We start from the raw sequence: 17777 nt of genomic DNA, 5'->3' as shown, positions 1-17777 counted from the left end.
CTTTCCTCGCTTTACGCTTACCTTATGCGCTTGTCGGACTGTCCCATGTCAGCAGGCCGATCGGCCATAACCAGCACATCGACGTGACGTACCAGGCGCAGCAACCGTTCCACGACCGAGCCTTTACAAATTTCCGCCAGCCGTGTCCGAGCGGAATGTCCGATGATGACCTGTGTCGTCCGCTTTTCATTCACCGCATTCGCCAGTACAACAACTGCGCGGCGGCGCGACGGCGCCTCGTATTGCACGAATTGGCCGCCAAGCCGTTCCGTGATCTGTTTGATCCGCACCAGCAGCCGATTCTCCGCTTCCGACAAACTGGGCTTCTCCTGTACGTACGCCACATACCAATCGGCCTTTAGCCGATACGCAATCCGAAACCCGTGACGAATCAACCGTTCGGAATCGGGACGCAGATTGACACAAACAAAGATGGCCTCCTGCTTTTGCCAAGCGCCGCGCAATGCCCCCCTCCGCTCCCAAGCCTCCAGCCGTTCATCCACATCATCCGCGACCTCGCGCAAGGCAAGCTCGCGCAGAGCGATCAAGTTTACCTTTTTAAAAAATTGGCCCAGCGCCTGCTCCACCTTCTCCGACGCATAAATATTGCCTTCGCGCATACGCAGCCGGAGCGCTTCCGGTGCGATATCGATCAGCTCGACTTCGTCGGCATGCTGCAGCATATGGTCCGGGACGGTCTCCCGCACCCGTACGCCCGTGATCTGCTCCACACTGTCGTTCAAGCTCTCCAGATGCTGCACGTTTACCGTCGTAATGACCGAAATGCCTGCTGCCAGCAGCCGTTCTACATCTTGAAACCGCTTCTCGAATTGACTACCCGGCACGTTCGTGTGGGCAAGCTCGTCAACCAGCACAACCTCGGGATTGCGGGCGATAATTGCATCCGTGTCCATTTCTTCCAGCCATACATTGCGATACGCAATTTTTTTTCGCGGGATGAGCGTAAGTTCACCCACCTGTTCCATCGTTTCCTTGCGCCCGTGCGTTTCCAAAAGCCCGATAACGACATCGATTCCTTTGCACAGCAGCACATTCCCTTCGCGCAGCATCGTGTACGTTTTGCCTACGCCGGGGGCGGCGCCGATATACACTTTGAGATGGCCACGCTGCATCTTGAGAACGCGCAGTTTCATTTCATCGGTGGTGAGCCGGCGGTACGGGTCAGGCGAGCGCATCGGCTGCTTGCGCAGGGCGGGCATTACCCGTTCGCCATCGCGCTTCATTTTATCGGCGACGAGTAACACATCGATGCTGCGTGTTTGCCGTAAAATTCGGTTGCAAATCGAGCCGTACGCAATCTCGTGCCAACGGCTCCGATTCGATTGCCCCATCAAAATGCGTGTGACCTTATGCCGCATCGCATAGGAAACGATCGCCTGTGGTACGCTTTGGTACCGATCCAGCACCTGCTCTTCGAAGGCACCGCCAACCTTTTCCGCCAGTCGGACAATCGCCCGCCGGAATGCCGCCTCCTCCATTGTCAGTTCGACCCCATCCTTGCGAAAGCAGACGATGAGCAGCTCCGCGCCTAACCGGTTGGCAACCTGCTGACCGCGCCGAATCAAAATTGACCCGTTCGCATGGTACTGCGCCGTGACCAAAATGCGCTCCGCCGCGCCAGATGGACCGATCAGCCCCAGCTGGTCGCGGTATTCATCGAGCGCATCGTTCACTTCTCCGGCCATGATCCGCAGCGACAGCTCGCGCAAGACTGACAAGTTATGCCGACGGTAGAGCTGCTTGGCACCCTTTTTCGCCATCACTTTCGCGTCGAGACTCCCTTCGGCAAGGCGGGCGAGAATCGCGTCCGGGGTCACATCCAAGAGCTTGACTTCATCGGCCAATGCCAGCGTATCCTCCGGCACGAACGCGGTGACCTGGACCGTCGTCCCTTTCAGCAATTTGTCGGCAATCTCCTTTACGCCTGCCAGCTCGTAAATATTCACCGTGGTAATCACGCTGATCTTGTGTGCGAGCAGCTCCTTAATATCGCTTAACCGGTCTGGACGTGGGGCACCAGGTGCATTGCGGTGCGCCAAGCCATCTACCAGCACCACCTCCGGATCGCGCGAAAGGATCGCTGCCACATCCAGATCATAGCGGGGTCCGTCCTCACCCTGCCATTCGATTGTCGGCATGTGCGGCAACGTGGCGGCAAGCTCGCCCATCTGCTCATGGTCGGCAGCACCAAGTACACCGATCACTACATCGAGGCCGCGCTTCTGCATTTGCAAACCATCAGTCAGCAGCCGATACGTTTTGCCGACACCACGAACCGCTCCGAGAATGATCGTGAGCCGTCCGCGCGCCATGGTCGCGATCGATTCCAGAATCTCTTCCGGCGATTTCCGGCGAAATGGCTCTGCCATCTTAGCGCAGCTGGTCCAAAGCCAGATTCAATTTCAACACGTTCACTCTTGACTCGCCGAACAAGCCAAGTGACGGTCCTTCCGTCTGTTCCGCAATCAACTGTTCCAGCTTCTTAGGCTCGAGGCCACGCGCTTGCGCAATCCGCGCCACCTGAATCTTCGCCGCTTGCACCGAAATATCCGGATCGAGTCCCGATGCGGAATTGGTCAGCAAGTCTGCTGGAATGTCTTCCTTCTTCACGCCCGGATTGGCTGCGAGAAAAGCCGCGATATCCTTCTCCACCCGTTCTTTTAAGGCAGTATTGGACGGCGCATAGTTATTGGAGCCCGAACCCGCCGCGTTGTTATTGATAGAAGAAATGCGCCCGGTAAAGTATTTCGGGTCGGAAAAGCTTTGTCCGATCAGTTCCGAACCGATCACCTTGCCCGATGGATCGGTAATCAAGCTGCCCTCCGCCTGGTTTGGCATGATGGCTTGCGCGAGACCCGTCATCGTCAGCGGATAAATGAGCCCGCACAAGACGAGCAAAACGAGGCTAATTCGCAAATTTTTCAACATGATGGTCACCTGTGCTTTCTATCAAAAGTGGGAGCAGGGCGGCACTTACGCCAGCCCTACTGCATGCATGAGGAGATCGATTGCTTTGATGCCGACAAACGGTACGACGATACCCCCTGCGCCGAACAACAGCAGATTGCGCGACAACAGCTTGCTGGCACTCATCGGCACGTACTTGACGCCTTTCATCGCCAAAGGAATCAGAAGCGGAATGATAATCGCGTTGAAAATCAGAGCCGATAGGATGGCGCTTTGCGGCGAGGACAATCCCATGATATTCAGCGCCTGCATTTGCGGAATCGCGAGCATGAACATGGCAGGGATGATCGCAAAATATTTCGCCACGTCGTTGGCGATGCTGAATGTGGTCAAAGCGCCGCGCGTCATGAGCAGCTGCTTGCCGATCGCGACAACCTCGATGATTTTGGTCGGATCGGAGTCGAGGTCGACCATGTTGGCCGCTTCCTTGGCAGCGATCGTGCCGCTGTTCATCGCCAAGCCCACATCCGCCTGAGCCAATGCCGGTGCGTCGTTCGTTCCATCCCCCGTCATTGCCACCAGCTTGCCTTGTGACTGCTCGCTGCGAATCAAGGCGATTTTATCCTCTGGCTTCGCCTCGGCGACGAAATCGTCCACGCCAGCTTCTCTCGCGATGGTCGCAGCGGTCAGCGGGTTATCCCCCGTGCACATAACCGTGCGAATCCCCATTCGACGCAGCTCATCGAAACGCTCCTTCATCCCCGCTTTCACCGTATCTTTCAAGTAGATCAATCCCAGAATGTGAGTCCCCGCAAGGATAGCCAGCGGCGTTCCACCTTCTTTCGCGATCTGTTCCGTTTGGGCATCGAGGTCAGCGGGAATCGTACCGCCGTGTGTGATTGCAAACTGCTTGATCGCATCCACCGCACCTTTGCGGATTTCGCTGCCGTCGGCAAAGATCGTGCCGCTCATCCTTGTTTGCGCCTGGAATTCGATGCCTTCGCTTCCTGTTCCCATCAGCTCCGCATGCGCCACACCCATTTTTTTCGCCAGTTCAATGATCGAACGCCCCTCAGGCGTCTCGTCATGAATCGAGCTCAAAGCTGCAGCCCGCGTACACTCCGCCTGTTTGGCTCCTCCCACCGGAATGAACTGTGATGCCATCCGGTTTCCGTATGTGATCGTTCCCGTTTTATCCAAAATGATCGTATTGATGTCGCCCGCCGCTTCAACCGCCTTCCCGGACATAGCGATGACGTTGAATCGCGTCACCCGGTCCATCCCGGCAATCCCGATCGCCGACAAAAGCCCGCCGATTGTCGTTGGAATCAAGCAAACCAAAAGGGCAATCAGCGTCGCGATTGGAATCGCCACATGGACGTAAGCCGCGATCGGCTGCAGTGTTACGCACACGATCAAGAAAATCAAGGTCAAGCTGACGAGCAGCGTGTTCAAGGCGATCTCGTTCGGTGTTTTCTGGCGTTTGGCCCCTTCCACCAGCTGAATCATCCGGTCGAGGAACGATTCGCCCGGATCCGCCGAGATGCGCACTACAATCCGGTCGCTGACAACGCGCGTTCCGCCGGTAACCGAGCTAAAATCGCCGCCCGATTCCTTGATCACCGGAGCCGATTCACCGGTAATGGCCGATTCATCGACTGAAGCGATTCCCTCGATCACTTCCCCATCGCTTGGGATCAGCTGGTTGGCTTCGATGACGACAATGTCGCCTTTACGCAGCTCCGTCGACGGCACTTCGCGGATGAAACCGTCTTTTTGCAGCAGGCGGGCCGTCGTATCTTGCTTTGTTTTTTTCAGGCTGTCTGCCTGCGCCTTCCCTCTGCCTTCGGCGAGCGCCTCGGCAAAATTGGCGAACCAGATCGTCACAAACAAGATGAAGCAGACGATGCCGTTATAGAACGGGTCGGCTTCCGCGCCAAATATACCAGGCACGATTGTGAGCAGCAGCGTGATCACAAACCCTACCTCGACGATGAACATCACCGGATTTTTGATCATGACACGCGGGTCGAATTTGCGGAAAGCGTCAGTGAACGCTTGCTTATAAACGGTATTGGTAAGCGCATGTTTGCGCGCAGTACTCATTTTGATTTCCCCTTTGTCATCTATCGTATGGTGAGCCACTCAGCAATCGGCCCTAATGCCAGCACCGGGAAGAAGGTGAGAGCCCCGACGATCAGCACGGTTGCGAGCAAGATGACCATGAACGTGCTGTTATCCGTTTTGAACGTGCCGATTGTCTCCGGCACCGGCTTCTTGGCCAAAAGTGAGCCTGCCGTAGCGAGCAGCGCGATCATTGAGATATAGCGTCCAAACAGCATCACAAGGCCGGTAGACACGTTCCAAAATGGCGTGTTGTCACCCAATCCCTCAAAACCTGAGCCATTGTTCGCAGCTGACGACGTGAACTCATACACGACTTGCGAGATGCCGTGGAAGCCGGGATTGGAGATCGCGGACGCCCCCATATCGGTAGCCAGAGCGAGTGCCGAAGGTGCCAGGATGATCAGCGGATGAACCAAAATCGTGATGGCGATCAGCTTCATCTCTTTCCCTTCGATTTTGCGACCGAGAAACTCCGGTGTGCGTCCGACCATCAGTCCCGCCAAAAAGACGGCCATAATCGCGTACATCAAAATGTTGACCGTTCCGACGCCGTCACCGCCGAAAACGCAGTTGAGCATCATTTCCCCAAGTGGAACCAATCCGCCGAGTGGGGTAAGCGTATCGTGCATGTTGTTGACCGTCCCCGTCGTGGCCGCCGTGGTAACAGCCGTGAACAGCGCGCTTTGCGCAATGCCGAAGCGCACTTCTTTTCCTTCCATACTGCCTGCTGCCTGCGACAGACCAGCATTGGCGAGCACCGGATTTCCGTTCGTCTCATTGACGGTGACGATCGCCAGGAACAAAAGGAACACAAGCCCCATCGCCACAAAAATGATTTTCCCTTGCTTGCGGCTTGCCGCCATGTGTCCAAACGTGAACGGCAGCGCGGCGGGAATCAGGAACATCGAAAGAATCTCGATGACGTTGGTAATCGGCGTTGGATTTTCAAACGGGTGCGAAGAATTGACCCCGAAAAAACCACCGCCGTTTGTGCCCAGATGCTTGATCGATTCAAGCGCCGCCACCGGACCGCGGGCGATTTGCTGCACCGCCCCTTCAAGAGTCGTCGCATTGACCGTACCGCCCAATGTCTGCGGTACACCCTGTGCGACCAATAGCAGCGTGACAACCACTGCGAGCGGAAGCAGCACACGGGTATGGGCCCGCACCAGGTCGACATAAAAGTTGCCGATGCTCCGTTTTCCCGTTAGCCCCCGCATAAATGCGAGCGCAAGCGCGATACCCGTAGCCGGTGTCGTAAACATTAAATAAATAATGACCATCATTTGCGAAAAATACGAAAGTCCCGATTCGCCGCTATAGTGCTGTAAGTTCGTATTCGTCAAAAAGCTCGTCGCCGTATTGAATGATAGAAGCGGCTCCATTCCCACGATACCGCTTGGATTGAGCGGCAGCACGCCCTGCAAGCGCAGCAGCAGATACGCAATGACTACCATCACGAGATTGGAGAACAGCAGCGCTTTCGCATAGGTTTTCCAGTTCATGTCCTCTGACGTAATACCCGAAATTTTATAAATGAAGCGCTCTGTACCCCCGAATACCCGGTCCAAGCGGGTCGGTTCCAGTGAAAACGCACGCGCCAGATAGGCTCCCATCGGTACGGCGCAAAGCAGCACCAGCGCCAGTACCACGGCAATTTGGATCATATCGATGAAATCCACAGTCGTTCCTCCCTTTCTTCAATCACACAGCCACAGGCTAGTACTTTTCCGGATACACCAGCGCATGAATCAAATATCCCGTCACGCCCGCGGTGATCAGTAGCAGCAAAATCATTGCCCGCCGCCTCCCTGCTCTTCCGTCACTTTTTCACAAAACCGCACCGTTCCCAAAAATACGCCGAACGATAACACTATCAACAGAACAGCTATCACATCGTCCATCAGCTTTCTTCCTCCCCGTTTGTTTCAATCGCACGCTTGGGTCAATCGACAGATCTATCGATAGTCCCTCTTGCCTGTAACCACCATGTTTCGCATATGTTCCCTCTAAACGAACCCCCATTCGCTTAGCTGCATTCCTCGTTCCCTTTCGGCTCCTCCGGTTTGGTCCGAACGAACCGCACTCGAACAAAAAAATAGACCAATGCTTACCCTTTCCCCAGTGAACGGCGCGCTGAAGCAGTAGGTGGACGGTAGCGAAAAAAATCGCCCCGCGCTCACCGATGCAAGCGTACATCCGTGTCACTGTCCGAGAAAAAGTACCCATTGGTCTACCTAACGCCCAGCAAGCATAATTGCCTTCTTTGCGCTCTGTCTCCCTGTTCCTTTTTACCAAAAACAGCGATATTCAGTTCGCACTACTCCATGAAACCAAAACAAAAAGACCTGCATCATTTGCATGTAGGGTAGGGTTATTTTGCAAAAGTAGACAGCAAAAAAGCCCCCTCAATACAAGGCGGTCTTATGACCTCCTCCGCTTTAGCCGACGAAGTTAGCTGACGGGTAGGATGGCGAAAGAGTTTCTCATCCCTTCTGCATCTGCTGCAGAATTAACCCCAAAAGATTGGTTCCTCCGTTCCCGGATGCCCCGGGATTAGGCCGAATATGCAATTGATGCTTACGTGTCTGATTATACGCTGAACGATTTTGCTTGTGAATCCCGGCAAAAATGCAAAAAAGCGATAAACAATGCCATTTCCACATATTAGAAGGGCTTTATCTCTCGATACCTCATCCAATCCCATTATTTCTTCCGTTTTCACCATATTGACAAGCAAAAGTTGCCCCAAGTAAGATAAGGCACATTAGCAAACCGAGCATGATGGTGGAGGGAAAACGAGTGGCCATTTCCGCAAAGAAAAAAATGGAAGCCGATTTAAGTGAAGCATTCATCAAATTCCAACGCGATCTGCTGGGACGCGGACCACAGGAAGCAAAAACGTACATCGTGTGTGACATGATCATTTCCCGTTTTAAAGGAGTACTGACCGTCGAGGAAAAACATCTCGTCTCCCATGAGAAAGGCCGCCGCGTCGTTAAGGAAATGCGTCAGGTACTTCGTGAAATGTACAGTGAAGAATCAGAAGAGATCGTCCAGCGCATCACCGGGTGCAAAGTCCTCTCCAGTCATAGCGACATTAGCACGAAAATGGGCGAGCGCATCGAGGTATTTGTAATGGACCGTGATGTGGAACGGTATTTGGACGACAAACAAAAATAACGCAACAAATAGCGCCGGCACGCACCCGGCGCCGATTTTTTTGCACGCCGTCCCTCTCCTACGTCGGCATACACTGTCTACAGACAGCTTTCGATGCAGGCGAAAGGAGAGACTTTTCCATGGCCAAATTGCCAGATGGCGTTCACATTATGCGTGTGGTCAACTATTTGCGCCGCTCCCGCGAGGATGCGGATCGCGAACGGCGAACTGGCGAGGATACGATCGCCCTGCAAAAGGACTTGATGGATCGTGTCTTGCACGAATACGGTCTGCCCTATGACCAGCTCATCGAGATCGGCAGCGGCGAGCGAATCGATACCCGGCCTGTGTTTTCACAGCTGCTGCGGGAGGTCGCCGATAACCGCTATAATTGCATCGCCGTCAAGGAAATTTCCCGTCTGACCCGCGGAGATTTCCGTGATTACGGACTTGTCTATGAATTGCTGCGCCAAAAACGCATCTTCATCCTCACGCCCTATCGTCTGTATGATCCGAAAAACGCCAATGACCTCAGGCAAATCCGCTTTGAACTATTCCTCTCCCGCGAGGAGTTCGAGACGATTCGCGAGCGGATGCAGGGGGCGAAATACGCGTATGCCCGCTCCGGGAAGTTCATGGGCTCGACTCCCGCATTGGGCTATGCCGCCAACCCGTCCACCCAACGGCTGATGATCCAGGAGCCGGAAGCCGACATCGTCCGACTCATCTTTGAGCTGTATGCGAACGGTCGGTACGCCAAAGAAATGAGCTATCGGGCCATCGCGACCTACTTGACCGAGCTCGGCATTCCCTCGCCCACCCAGCTTACACACTGGAACGCCCAAACCGTCAAGGCCATCCTGCAAAATCGCGTGTATCTCGGCGAAATTCACTACAGCACTTGTACTTCGTACGCCACCAAGCGGCTTGCCAAGCCAGCGGAAGAATGGATCGTCGTTCCAGAGGCGCACCCTCCCATCATTTCCGAAGCACTGTTTTTTACCGTGCAACAAAAAATCGCCGAGCGCGCCAAGCCTTCTACCCCTGGAAACCGACAAACATCCGAGCTTGCGGGAATCGTACGCTGCAATCGGTGCAATTGCCGCATGGTACGGCATGTGTCCAAAGGGACAACTAGCAAAAAAAATGGCGAGAAGAAAGTCCGCGTAAAGGAAATGCTCATTTGTCCGACAAAAGGCTGCGCCTGCACCAGCTACCGCGATGTAGAGCGGCTCTTACTAGAGGCGTTGCGCAGCATCCCGCTGCCGGAAGGTGGACAGCATTGGCAGCACTTCTTGCGCACATACCGTGCCCAGCTCGAAGAATCACCGCAGCAGCCGATGGAGGAACGGAGGCAGCGTTATTTACAGCAGCAGCGCAAACGGCTGCAGGAGCAGCTCGAGGCGATCTATCGCAATTTCGAGCTCGGCATCTACAGCGAACATGAATTCAGCCATCGGAAGCAAAGCGTAGAGCAGGAACGACAGCTCCTGGAAGAAAAACTTGTGTCACTTAAAACGGCAGACATGGACGAGGACGCGCCAGCGAAATCGCACGACGGAACGGAACGACAACCTGTCTGGTCACCTGAGATCGAAAACGCCACACTTCTGTCCCTCTACCGATCGCTGGCGTATGCTCCTGCCCAAAACAGACTGCTCCGCTTTCTCATCGATTCGGCGTCGCTTTCGGTCATCCGCAAGGGAAAACGCGGCAAGCCTGCCGTATTGGAGCTTGCGATCTCATTTCGGCCGTCGGAGCTCACCACAACCCACTTCCCTCTTTAGTTGCCACGTATGCAGTCCGTCACGACGGGTATCATTAGTGCCAAAAACAGGCGGGTTCAGGTCGCGAAACGAGTATATGAGGAAATTTTGCAAACCGATGCTGCCATCAACCCTGGCAACAGCGGTGGCCCTTTGATCAACTTGCACGGCGAGGTTGTGGGATTGAACGCGTTTATCATTCAAGCTAGTCAAAGCCTGGGGTTTTCGATCGGTGTCAATTCCCTGAAGCCTTATCTGGAAGAAATCGTCCCAGATTGATGCGCCAGGCGCGATTCACAAAAGATAGGCGGGAAACCCCTCCTTCTTTTTCGGCTGTTTCGCTTGCATCGCCCGAACCATGCATTAGCATGTGACGGGTGATGCTCTCAGCCGATAGACATCCGACTAGGGCACGTACAAAAAAAAAGCCCGATCGAGGATCGGACTTTTTTACTCTTTTTGAAAGGCAATCAAATAGACATCTTCGCCCGTCTGATTGATTGCTTCTTCTGCTTTCTTCAATTGATTCAGCTGCTCTTCCGTGAGACTGGCAATCGGTAATTGATTGAGTTTGTTTGCGTTCTCCATACATACCTCCCGCAGTGGTTTCATCTGTACTATAACCTTGCGTAGGTATTCTTAGTCATGTTACGCCGGGGTAACGAGAACTTTCTCGATCGCAGCGCACGAACGCTTACAGAACAAAATCGGCAGCTCGCGCTCTTTCGCTTGGCATTTCACCGTTTTCGCCAGATTGTGATTGACGAAGTCGGTGAGAACCAGGATCAGGTCCGTGCCCGCCGGGATTTTCACGCTCGTTTGCGAGCTTTTGCGCCCTGTCACGTGATGGACCTCGCGAAAACCGCGATCCTGTAGAAGATTGACGATATTACCGAGGCGATCGCCGCCAATGACTAAAATTTGAGACATGTTTGTGTTCCTCCCTAAGGCTTTTTATGTATGTGAGTGATTGAATTTTATTGTTGAGAATGAATCTCATTCTTATTGATAAATATTATCATTCCCAAATGTTTTTGACAATACTCATCGCCTACTTTTTTGTGACAATGCTCGTGCTATTTTTTCCAATTTTGTCTGGCTATGTTTTTGTTGTCTTGCTCCATTGGAATTTTCAAGGATATAATAAGGACAAGTACATAAAGGAGGTGGCGAACCGTGCAGACAATCGTTGAGGCACATGCCATATTTGAGCGCACAAAGGCTGCGATCGGCAAGTTCATGAGCATCATTCAGCCTGTGATCGACAATGCGCAGGATGAGCATACGCGTCTTTACTACCACCACATATTAGAGGAAGAAGAGCAACGGCTGGGCCGGCTGGAAGAACTGATTCCTTATCTAAAAGAAATCAGCTCCGCACCTGTCGAAAACCTAAGCGACCGCGAGCTTTCCCACATGCTCTCCGACCTGAATCTAGAGCGCTTTGGATTACATAACTTTCGCGAACATCTGGAGCTTTCGCTTTATGAATTCAGCGATGAAGAGCGCCGTTCGCTGCTCAATACCATGCGGGAGTCAACGCAAAACGACTATCTGCGTATGAAAGATATCATGACCGAGCTTGCCAGCCGCTTCTCAGACGTCAAACTCTCGTCCATAGAAGACCACGATCACGGCCACGACATTCATCAGGTAGACCATCTCAAAGCCTCGTCAAAAACAGCTACGCCAGCCGCTACTGCTCCGGCAGTGGCAATCCCAGCCAAAAAAGGGCTGACCGTGGGCAGCTTGCGCGGTAAATAAAATCACTTTTTGTGGAGGTACATACGATGGATAAACTCAGCCGCTACCCTGACTCCCCTCTTTCCCGGGATGAATGGAAGCAATTGGACGATACGGTTATCGACATGGCGCGCCGCCAGCTGGTAGGTCGCCGTTTTCTCGATATTTACGGCCCGCTCGGTGAAGGGGTCCAAACCATCACCAACGACATTTATGACGAATCCCGCTTCGGCGGTTTGAATCTGCGTGGAGAATCGCTGGAGCTGACCCAGCCAAGTCGCCGCGTCAGCCTTACGATCCCGATCCTGTATAAAGATTTCATGCTGTATCGCCGCGATATTTCGCAAGCGCGCACTTTGGGCATGCCGCTCGACCTGAGCGCTTCCGCCAACGCTGCAGCGAGCTGCGCCCTGATGGAAGATGACCTGATTTTCAACGGATCCAGCGAGTTTGATCTCCCTGGACTGATGAATGTCAAAGGCCGTCTGACCCATCTGAAAAGCGACTGGATGGAATCCGGCAATGCCTTCGCCGATGTGGTCGAGGCCCGCAACAAGCTGCTGAAAATGGGTCATAGCGGCCCATATGCAATGGTTGTTTCTCCTGAGCTGTATACCCTCCTGCATCGCGTGCACAAAGGTACAACCGTGCTGGAGATCGAGCATATCCGCAATCTCGTGACAGACGGCGTCTACCAATCCCCTGTGATCAAAGGACGCTCCGGCGTGATCGTCGCGACCGGCAGACACAACCTCGATCTGGCGATTGCCGAGGACTTTGACTCCGCCTTCCTTGGCGACGAGCAAATGAACAGCCTGCTGCGCGTCTATGAGTGTGCCGCATTGCGGATCAAGCGCCCGAGCGCGATCTGCACATTGGAAGAAACGGAATAACAGATCACCGCAACTTAAGAGCAAGCACCGCTTACGCTAAAACCAATACAGGTTCGAATTCGTAAGCGGCGCTTGTTTTTTTCTTCTCTCATAATCGCATCTATTTTCAGAATAGAATGACGATAAATCACATTGAAGGAGGCTCTTTCTATGCCCGACCATTCCATGCGCATTAACTCGGAACGCTTGCAAAACCGAATTGAAGCCCTTTCTCACATCGGCCGCATTGCCGAAACAGGCGTGTGCCGCCTCGCGCTGTCCCCCGAAGACAAAAAAGCCGTAGAACTGGTCAAATCATGGATGGAAGAAGCAGGCATGACCGCACGCATCGACAATTTCGGCAACCTGATCGGACGTCTGGAAGGAAGCGATCCAGCTGCCCCGGTCTTGATGGTTGGTTCCCATATTGATTCCCAACCGTACGGCGGCCGCTTCGACGGCGTCCTCGGCGTGCTTGGGGGTCTGGAAGCGATTCAGACGTACCGTGAGTCCGGGGCCATCCCTCCTGTCCCCGTGGAGCTCGTTGCGTTTTGCGATGAGGAAGGCTGTCGTTTTAACAAAGGACTGTTTGGCTCGCGCGGGATTCTCGGCAAGCTTGAGGAAGGTGAGCTGGAGCGTGCCGATCAGAATGGCATCACACGCCGGCAGGCTTTGATCGATTTCGGCTGCGATCTCGACGGCTTCGCCGCTTCCGAGTATCCGGTCGGCAGCATCGGTGCGTTCTTGGAGCTACATATTGAGCAGGGACCGGTATTGGAAGCACTGGATCATCCGGTCGGAATCGTCAGTGGCATTTCCGGTCCGTTGTGGTGGACGGTTGAACTGAACGGATTCGCAGGTCATGCGGGGTCCGTGCCAATGCCACTGCGCAAGGACGCTCTTCTCGGCGCTGCCAAAATCATCACCGCGCTCAATGACATCGCCAAGCAAGATCCCGAGGCACCTACTGTCGGAACCGTCGGAAATCTCCAAGTATTCCCGAACTCACGCAACATCATCGCAGAGCGCGTGACATTCACTGTCGACTTGCGGGACATCGACATCGAGCGTCGCAACGAGCGGGAAGCCCAGCTCCGCGAAGCAATTGAGACGATTTGCGCGGAAAATGGCCTCACCTACAGCATCAGCGTGGATACCAACAGCGAGCCGCGCTATTGCGCCGAGCCGATAAAGGCGATCATGCGTGAGGAAGCGGGGGCGATCGGCCTTACACCACCTGAGCTGATGAGCGGTCCGTTCCATGATGCCCTCGCCCTCTCCTACGCCTGCGACTATGCGATGATTTTCGTCCGCAGCAAAGATGGAATCAGCCACAATCCGAAAGAATATTCCAGCTGGGGAGACATGTCGCTCGGAACGGAACTGCTATATCGCACCCTTGCCCGGTTGCTGGCAAAACAGTAGATAAGATGACAAAACCAAAAAGTACATCCACCATTTACGGTTGGATGTACTTTTTTCGTTAGGCGATCCGCACAACGCGGCTTTTATCTGGATTTGGCAGGAAAGGAAGGTCTACATGCGAAAGCGCATATTCGATACCGATGTCTTCTGCGAGCATTTGAGCTTCTTCACGGAACGGCAGCGTACAGCTGCCTTCATTGAGCTCCACCAGACGCTTCAAACGTTTGAGGCGCTCCGCCATTTTCATTTCGCGCATTTTGATGTTGCACAAGTCCGATACGTTCACATGAACCGGATCAATGACCATGCCGATATCTTGAATATGTACGATAAACCGCTGCCCTTCTTCAGTAACGATGCCGATCGAGCAAAACTGAGCGTCACACATCTCTAAACGGGTTATCACCGCATGAGAAAACTCTTCCCCGGAACGAAGGCGAATTTTTGCCGCTTCCACCGCTCCGCCAATTTTTCGTTCGTTGCTGATGACCGTATACATATCGGTATATCCATTAATCTCGTATCGCATGGCAACCTCCTGATCCAGCATTTGGACTTGTCGTTGAAAGTCATTATCATTATCAATACAGCTATCCTATAATGAAAATCATTCTCTGTCAATACAATTGAGAATGATTTTTATTCGATTAGCTTCTTCTTTTTCCATACGTTTTATCCGCGTATGACCATATGGTATACTATGGGAAATTCCCAAAAGGAGCCACCTTTTATGCAAAAGTCTTACCTGGATAAAGCGATGATTTTTTTGGGCGTTGCCATTCTGATCGGCTCTTATTTGCTTTATTCCGCAATTAATCGGGTGGCTGATTATGGCGAGGCGCTCACATCAAGCGCTGCGCAAATCAACAGCCAATTAGCCAACATGTCCAATTTCCTTGGCGGGCTGTCCCGTTTCACTGCTTTTGGCGAAGCGAACGACGGCTCCCTCCTAACGGCACAGCAGCAGACCATTATGCTGTCCAAGGAAGAAGCCCAGCGCTATTTGAATCTAACGGAAAAAGAACTGAATGCCCTCATTGATCATACCGATATCCCGTACGTCAAGCTGAATCAGTCGTTTTTGTTCCCACGGACCGCTTTGGACGAATGGGCAAAAAAAGCGGGGAAATCGCATCTTAAGGTATCTTCCCCTTGATTCGCATAACGAACAAAACCCCCTTCTCGCTGATTTGCGAAAGGGGGTTTCTTTTGCCTTAGGTAAACAGCTTCAGCTTCTCGATTCGCTCGACCGCTTCCTGCAGCCGCGCTTCAGTGGAAAGCAAAGCCACGCGTACATAGCCTTCTCCAGTCGGACCAAAGCCGATGCCCGGCGCAACGGCGATATGGGCTTTTTCCAACAGGTGGTCAGCAAAGGAAGCCGACGTGAAGCCTGTCGGTACCGGCAACCAGGCAAAGAATGAGCCTTGCGACGGTTTCGCTTCCCAACCAATGCGTGCCAGCCCATCAAACAGCGTATTGCGGCGTTTTTCATACACGTTGACCAAGTCGCGGACGCATTGCTGCGAATCGGTAAGCGCGCGTACCGCTGCCATCTGTACGGCACCAAACAAACTGACGAAATAATGGTCCTGCAGCTCGTTCATCAGTTTGACCAGCTCGCGGTTGCCGACCATCGCACCGACGCGCCAGCCTGCCATGTTGTACGTTTTGGACAATGTGTAGAATTCGACGCCGACCTCTTTGGCGCCCGGCACCTGCATGAAGCTAATCGGCTTTTGATTATCATAGCTGATCGCGCCATAGGCGAAATCGTGGCATACCACGATCTCATGCTTACGGGCAAACTGGATGGTCTCTTCATAAAACTCCATCGGCGCATTGACCGCAGTCGGATTGTTCGGATAATTGAGGAACATCAGCTTAGCCCGTTCCAAATCAGCTGGAGCAAGCTCTGCGTAATCCGGTAGGAAATTGTTTTGCGCACGCAGCGGCATCATCGCCATACGGCCGCCGACAATCTCCACACCCGACCAGTAGTCTGGATAGCCAGGGTCTGGCACAAGCGCAACATCGCCCGGGTTCATCATGATTTGGCAAATCTCCACCAGACCGGTCTTGCTGCCAAACAGGATGGCAACCTCTTCATCCGGATCCAGATCTACGTCAAACTCCGTCTTGTACCAGTGAGCAATCGCCTGTTTCAACTCGCGTCTGCCCTGAAACGGCGGATATTTGTGATGCAGCGGTTTGGCCGCCTGCAATTGCATTTCTTCTATAATATGTGGTGGCGTCGGCAAATCTGGGTTGCCTTGTCCCAAATTGATTAGATCATGTCCTTCAGCAATGACTTTGTTGACCTTTCCCACCAGTGTCGCAAAAAACTGGGTCGGAAGCCGCCCCATCATCGAGGCCGGTTGAATACGCATCTCATCTCTCATCCTTTCTCCACTCCCAAAATACGATCGAGCATAGCGAAACCCCCTTCTCCTTTTGACAGAAGAAGGGGGAAAAACTTCTGTTGAAGTGAGCGTACCAGCGCAGGGCCAGCGTGTCAATTCCCTGTCTGCTGGATTTGGACCTTGCCCCCGTCTTTTACGAGCGTTTGGCCCCGCACAACAACCGTATTACCTTCGGCAACCCCGGATGTGATTTCAATCAGGTCGCTCGATTCCTTGCCTGTGGTAACTTCTACTTTTTTCGCGACGTTGTTGTCGACCAAATATAAGTAGTGTTTGCCACCTTCGTCAAACACCGCTTTTCTGGCGACGATCAACGATTTTTTCTCCGTCGAGGCATCGGCTTTCCACTTAACCGACACCACCATGTCCGCCTTCAGCTCGCCAGATGGGTTGGGGATGGTGATTTCGATCGGGTACGCCTTGAGCGTCTGATCCATTACCGGGCTTACTGCTGTCACCGTCGCTTCTGCTGTTTTGGCGAGCGCGGTGATTTCTACATTCACCTTGCTGCCCACTTTCACTTTGGTGACTTCCTGCTCAGCCAGGTTCGCTTTCACTTTCAACGGATCCGTATCCACGATGGTAACGACCGTTGCTTGCGGTGACGCGATTTCACCTGACGCGCCCATGACCATCGCGACATAGCCGGAAATCGGCGCCTTGATGACGGTATTTGCGAGCTGCTCCTGCGCATTCGCCAGCGTGACGCGGCTTTGGTTGAACGACGCTTCGGAGACATTCACCCCTGTCAGCTTTTGCGCCGACTGGTAGACATCCTGTGCATTCGAGTAAGCGATTTGGGCGTTCGTTGCAGCGAGCTGCGCCTGCTCCAGCTGCTGTGTCGAGATCGCCCCGTCCTTAAACAGCTGCTGCATGCGCTGCAGATTGCGCTGTGCGTCCTGCAACGATTTCTCCGCCTGCTGCAGGCTGTTTTTCGCCTGCTCCACACCTTGGCTGGAGCTCGTTTTGCTTTGATTCAAGCTTGCTTGCGCGAAGTTTAGCGCTGCCTGTGCCGATTGGACCGCATTGTTCAGGTCCGTCTGCTCCAAGGTGAACAGCACTTCTCCCTGTTTCACCTGCTGGCCCAGTTTTACATTCAAGTCTTTGATTTTGCCGCTCACCTTTGGCGCCACTTTCACTTCTTCGCTAGGCGCCAGCTTGCCGGAGATTCCGGCGCTGATTTCAATGTAGCCAGCCTTGACCGGTTCGACCTGAACTGGTGTCGGCGCTGCTTCCTGCTTCGGCTCGACCGCCGCTTCCTTGCCTGCCGAGCAGCCTCCCAGCACGAGAAAGAGCGCGAGCAGCCCAAGGGTGAGTTTCCCATTCTTTTTCAT

The 17777-nt window shown here is 53.5% G+C and carries 17 protein-coding genes and 1 riboswitch; of the genes, 7 read left to right on the top strand and 10 right to left on the bottom strand.

The window, feature by feature from the left end; genetic code table 11:
- Window positions 1–17: 17 nt before the first annotated feature.
- The 5 genes from EDM56_RS17435 to EDM56_RS32260 are packed head-to-tail and all read right to left on the bottom strand — an operon-like array spanning window position 18 to window position 6852.
- Window positions 18–2390: a histidine kinase gene (locus EDM56_RS17435; protein WP_122919131.1), complete on the bottom strand. Its 2373-nt coding sequence runs from the start codon at window positions 2388–2390 to the stop codon at window positions 18–20.
- A 1-nt stretch (window position 2391) separates the two neighbouring features.
- Complete coding sequence (gene kdpC, locus EDM56_RS17430; RefSeq protein WP_183192491.1) at window positions 2392–2949, bottom strand: potassium-transporting ATPase subunit KdpC; 558 nt, start codon at window positions 2947–2949, stop codon at window positions 2392–2394.
- Between the two features lie 45 nt (window positions 2950–2994).
- Window positions 2995–5034, bottom strand: coding sequence for a potassium-transporting ATPase subunit KdpB (gene kdpB / locus EDM56_RS17425; protein WP_122919130.1), 2040 nt, complete (start codon window positions 5032–5034; stop codon window positions 2995–2997).
- A gap of 20 nt (window positions 5035–5054) precedes the next feature.
- Window positions 5055–6728, bottom strand: a complete 1674-nt coding sequence (kdpA, locus tag EDM56_RS17420; RefSeq protein ID WP_122919230.1) for a potassium-transporting ATPase subunit KdpA — start codon at window positions 6726–6728, stop codon at window positions 5055–5057.
- A 46-nt stretch (window positions 6729–6774) separates the two neighbouring features.
- Window positions 6775–6852, bottom strand: coding sequence for a potassium-transporting ATPase subunit F (locus EDM56_RS32260; protein ID WP_122919229.1), 78 nt, complete (start codon window positions 6850–6852; stop codon window positions 6775–6777).
- Window positions 6853–7484: 632 nt separating this feature from the next.
- Window positions 7485–7628: riboswitch (cyclic di-AMP (ydaO/yuaA leader) on the bottom strand.
- 229 nt (window positions 7629–7857) lie between these two features.
- On the opposite strand from EDM56_RS32260, the gene EDM56_RS17410 reads away from it, so the two are divergent.
- From EDM56_RS17410 to EDM56_RS17400, 3 genes are all read left to right on the top strand, one after another.
- Window positions 7858–8238, top strand: coding sequence for a Na-translocating system protein MpsC family protein (locus tag EDM56_RS17410; RefSeq protein ID WP_122919129.1), 381 nt, complete (start codon window positions 7858–7860; stop codon window positions 8236–8238).
- A gap of 119 nt (window positions 8239–8357) precedes the next feature.
- Window positions 8358–10004, top strand: a complete 1647-nt coding sequence (locus EDM56_RS17405; RefSeq protein ID WP_122919128.1) for a recombinase family protein — start codon at window positions 8358–8360, stop codon at window positions 10002–10004.
- Window positions 10005–10013: 9 nt separating this feature from the next.
- Window positions 10014–10262, top strand: coding sequence for a S1C family serine protease (locus tag EDM56_RS17400; RefSeq protein WP_122919228.1), 249 nt, complete (start codon window positions 10014–10016; stop codon window positions 10260–10262).
- Between the two features lie 171 nt (window positions 10263–10433).
- On the opposite strand, the gene EDM56_RS31525 is transcribed toward EDM56_RS17400, so the two are convergent.
- Both EDM56_RS31525 and EDM56_RS17395 read right to left on the bottom strand, forming a co-directional pair.
- Window positions 10434–10571 (bottom strand): hypothetical protein, encoded by a 138-nt coding sequence (locus tag EDM56_RS31525; RefSeq protein ID WP_183192490.1) that lies wholly within the window; start codon window positions 10569–10571, stop codon window positions 10434–10436.
- A 60-nt stretch (window positions 10572–10631) separates the two neighbouring features.
- Window positions 10632–10913, bottom strand: a complete 282-nt coding sequence (locus EDM56_RS17395; RefSeq protein ID WP_122919127.1) for a DUF2325 domain-containing protein — start codon at window positions 10911–10913, stop codon at window positions 10632–10634.
- A gap of 246 nt (window positions 10914–11159) precedes the next feature.
- Here EDM56_RS17395 and EDM56_RS17390 point away from each other — a divergent pair, with 246 nt between their 5' ends.
- The 3 genes from EDM56_RS17390 to EDM56_RS17380 all read left to right on the top strand — a co-directional run bounded on the left by EDM56_RS17390 (window position 11160) and on the right by EDM56_RS17380 (window position 14023).
- Entirely contained in the window at window positions 11160–11747 is a 588-nt protein-coding gene (locus EDM56_RS17390; RefSeq protein WP_122919126.1) for an IMEF encapsulin system ferritin-like cargo protein, read from the top strand.
- 26 nt (window positions 11748–11773) lie between these two features.
- Complete coding sequence (locus EDM56_RS17385; RefSeq protein WP_122919125.1) at window positions 11774–12619, top strand: family 1 encapsulin nanocompartment shell protein; 846 nt, start codon at window positions 11774–11776, stop codon at window positions 12617–12619.
- A 150-nt stretch (window positions 12620–12769) separates the two neighbouring features.
- Window positions 12770–14023: a M20 family metallo-hydrolase gene (locus EDM56_RS17380; protein WP_246009422.1), complete on the top strand. Its 1254-nt coding sequence runs from the start codon at window positions 12770–12772 to the stop codon at window positions 14021–14023.
- A gap of 58 nt (window positions 14024–14081) precedes the next feature.
- Here the strand turns inward: EDM56_RS17380 and EDM56_RS17375 are convergent, their stop codons facing one another.
- On the bottom strand, window positions 14082–14552 hold the full coding sequence (locus EDM56_RS17375) for a hypothetical protein (RefSeq protein WP_122919124.1): 471 nt from the start codon (window positions 14550–14552) through the stop codon (window positions 14082–14084).
- Window positions 14553–14753: 201 nt separating this feature from the next.
- Between EDM56_RS17375 and EDM56_RS17370 the strand changes: the two genes are divergently transcribed.
- A complete protein-coding gene (locus tag EDM56_RS17370) occupies window positions 14754–15179 on the top strand; it encodes a helix-turn-helix domain-containing protein (RefSeq protein WP_183192489.1) in 426 nt (141 codons plus the stop codon).
- Window positions 15180–15237: 58 nt separating this feature from the next.
- Here EDM56_RS17370 and EDM56_RS17365 read toward each other — a convergent pair whose 3' ends face one another.
- A complete protein-coding gene (locus EDM56_RS17365; protein WP_122919226.1) occupies window positions 15238–16410 on the bottom strand; it encodes a pyridoxal phosphate-dependent aminotransferase in 1173 nt (390 codons plus the stop codon).
- A 125-nt stretch (window positions 16411–16535) separates the two neighbouring features.
- The gene (locus EDM56_RS17360; RefSeq protein WP_122919122.1) at window positions 16536–17777 is read right to left on the bottom strand and encodes an efflux RND transporter periplasmic adaptor subunit; all 1242 of its coding nucleotides are present in this window, start codon (window positions 17775–17777) and stop codon (window positions 16536–16538) included.

Source organism: Brevibacillus fluminis, assembly GCF_003710825.1.
GTDB lineage: Bacteria > Bacillota > Bacilli > Brevibacillales > Brevibacillaceae > Brevibacillus_D > Brevibacillus_D fluminis.
The sequence above is the reverse complement of the archived record's forward strand: the minus strand, read 5'-3'. Positions and strand labels throughout refer to the sequence as shown.

Bases quoted from the DNA above. Each gene is read 5' to 3' on its own strand.
- EDM56_RS17435 (WP_122919131.1), bottom strand. From the start codon at position 2,390: ATGGCAGAGCCATTTCGCCGGAAATCGCCGGAAGAGATTCTGGAATCG.
- kdpC (WP_183192491.1), bottom strand. From the start codon at position 2,949: ATGTTGAAAAATTTGCGAATTAGCCTCGTTTTGCTCGTCTTGTGCGGG.
- kdpB (WP_122919130.1), bottom strand. From the start codon at position 5,034: ATGAGTACTGCGCGCAAACATGCGCTTACCAATACCGTTTATAAGCAA.
- EDM56_RS32260 (WP_122919229.1), bottom strand. From the start codon at position 6,852: ATGATTTTGCTGCTACTGATCACCGCGGGCGTGACGGGATATTTGATT.
- EDM56_RS17405 (WP_122919128.1), top strand. From the start codon at position 8,358: ATGGCCAAATTGCCAGATGGCGTTCACATTATGCGTGTGGTCAACTAT.
- EDM56_RS17400 (WP_122919228.1), top strand. From the start codon at position 10,014: ATGCAGTCCGTCACGACGGGTATCATTAGTGCCAAAAACAGGCGGGTT.
- EDM56_RS31525 (WP_183192490.1), bottom strand. From the start codon at position 10,571: ATGGAGAACGCAAACAAACTCAATCAATTACCGATTGCCAGTCTCACG.
- EDM56_RS17395 (WP_122919127.1), bottom strand. From the start codon at position 10,913: ATGTCTCAAATTTTAGTCATTGGCGGCGATCGCCTCGGTAATATCGTC.
- EDM56_RS17385 (WP_122919125.1), top strand. From the start codon at position 11,774: ATGGATAAACTCAGCCGCTACCCTGACTCCCCTCTTTCCCGGGATGAA.
- EDM56_RS17380 (WP_246009422.1), top strand. From the start codon at position 12,770: ATGCCCGACCATTCCATGCGCATTAACTCGGAACGCTTGCAAAACCGA.
- EDM56_RS17375 (WP_122919124.1), bottom strand. From the start codon at position 14,552: ATGCGATACGAGATTAATGGATATACCGATATGTATACGGTCATCAGC.
- EDM56_RS17370 (WP_183192489.1), top strand. From the start codon at position 14,754: ATGCAAAAGTCTTACCTGGATAAAGCGATGATTTTTTTGGGCGTTGCC.
- EDM56_RS17365 (WP_122919226.1), bottom strand. From the start codon at position 16,410: ATGCGTATTCAACCGGCCTCGATGATGGGGCGGCTTCCGACCCAGTTT.
- EDM56_RS17360 (WP_122919122.1), bottom strand. From the start codon at position 17,777: ATGAAAAAGAATGGGAAACTCACCCTTGGGCTGCTCGCGCTCTTTCTC.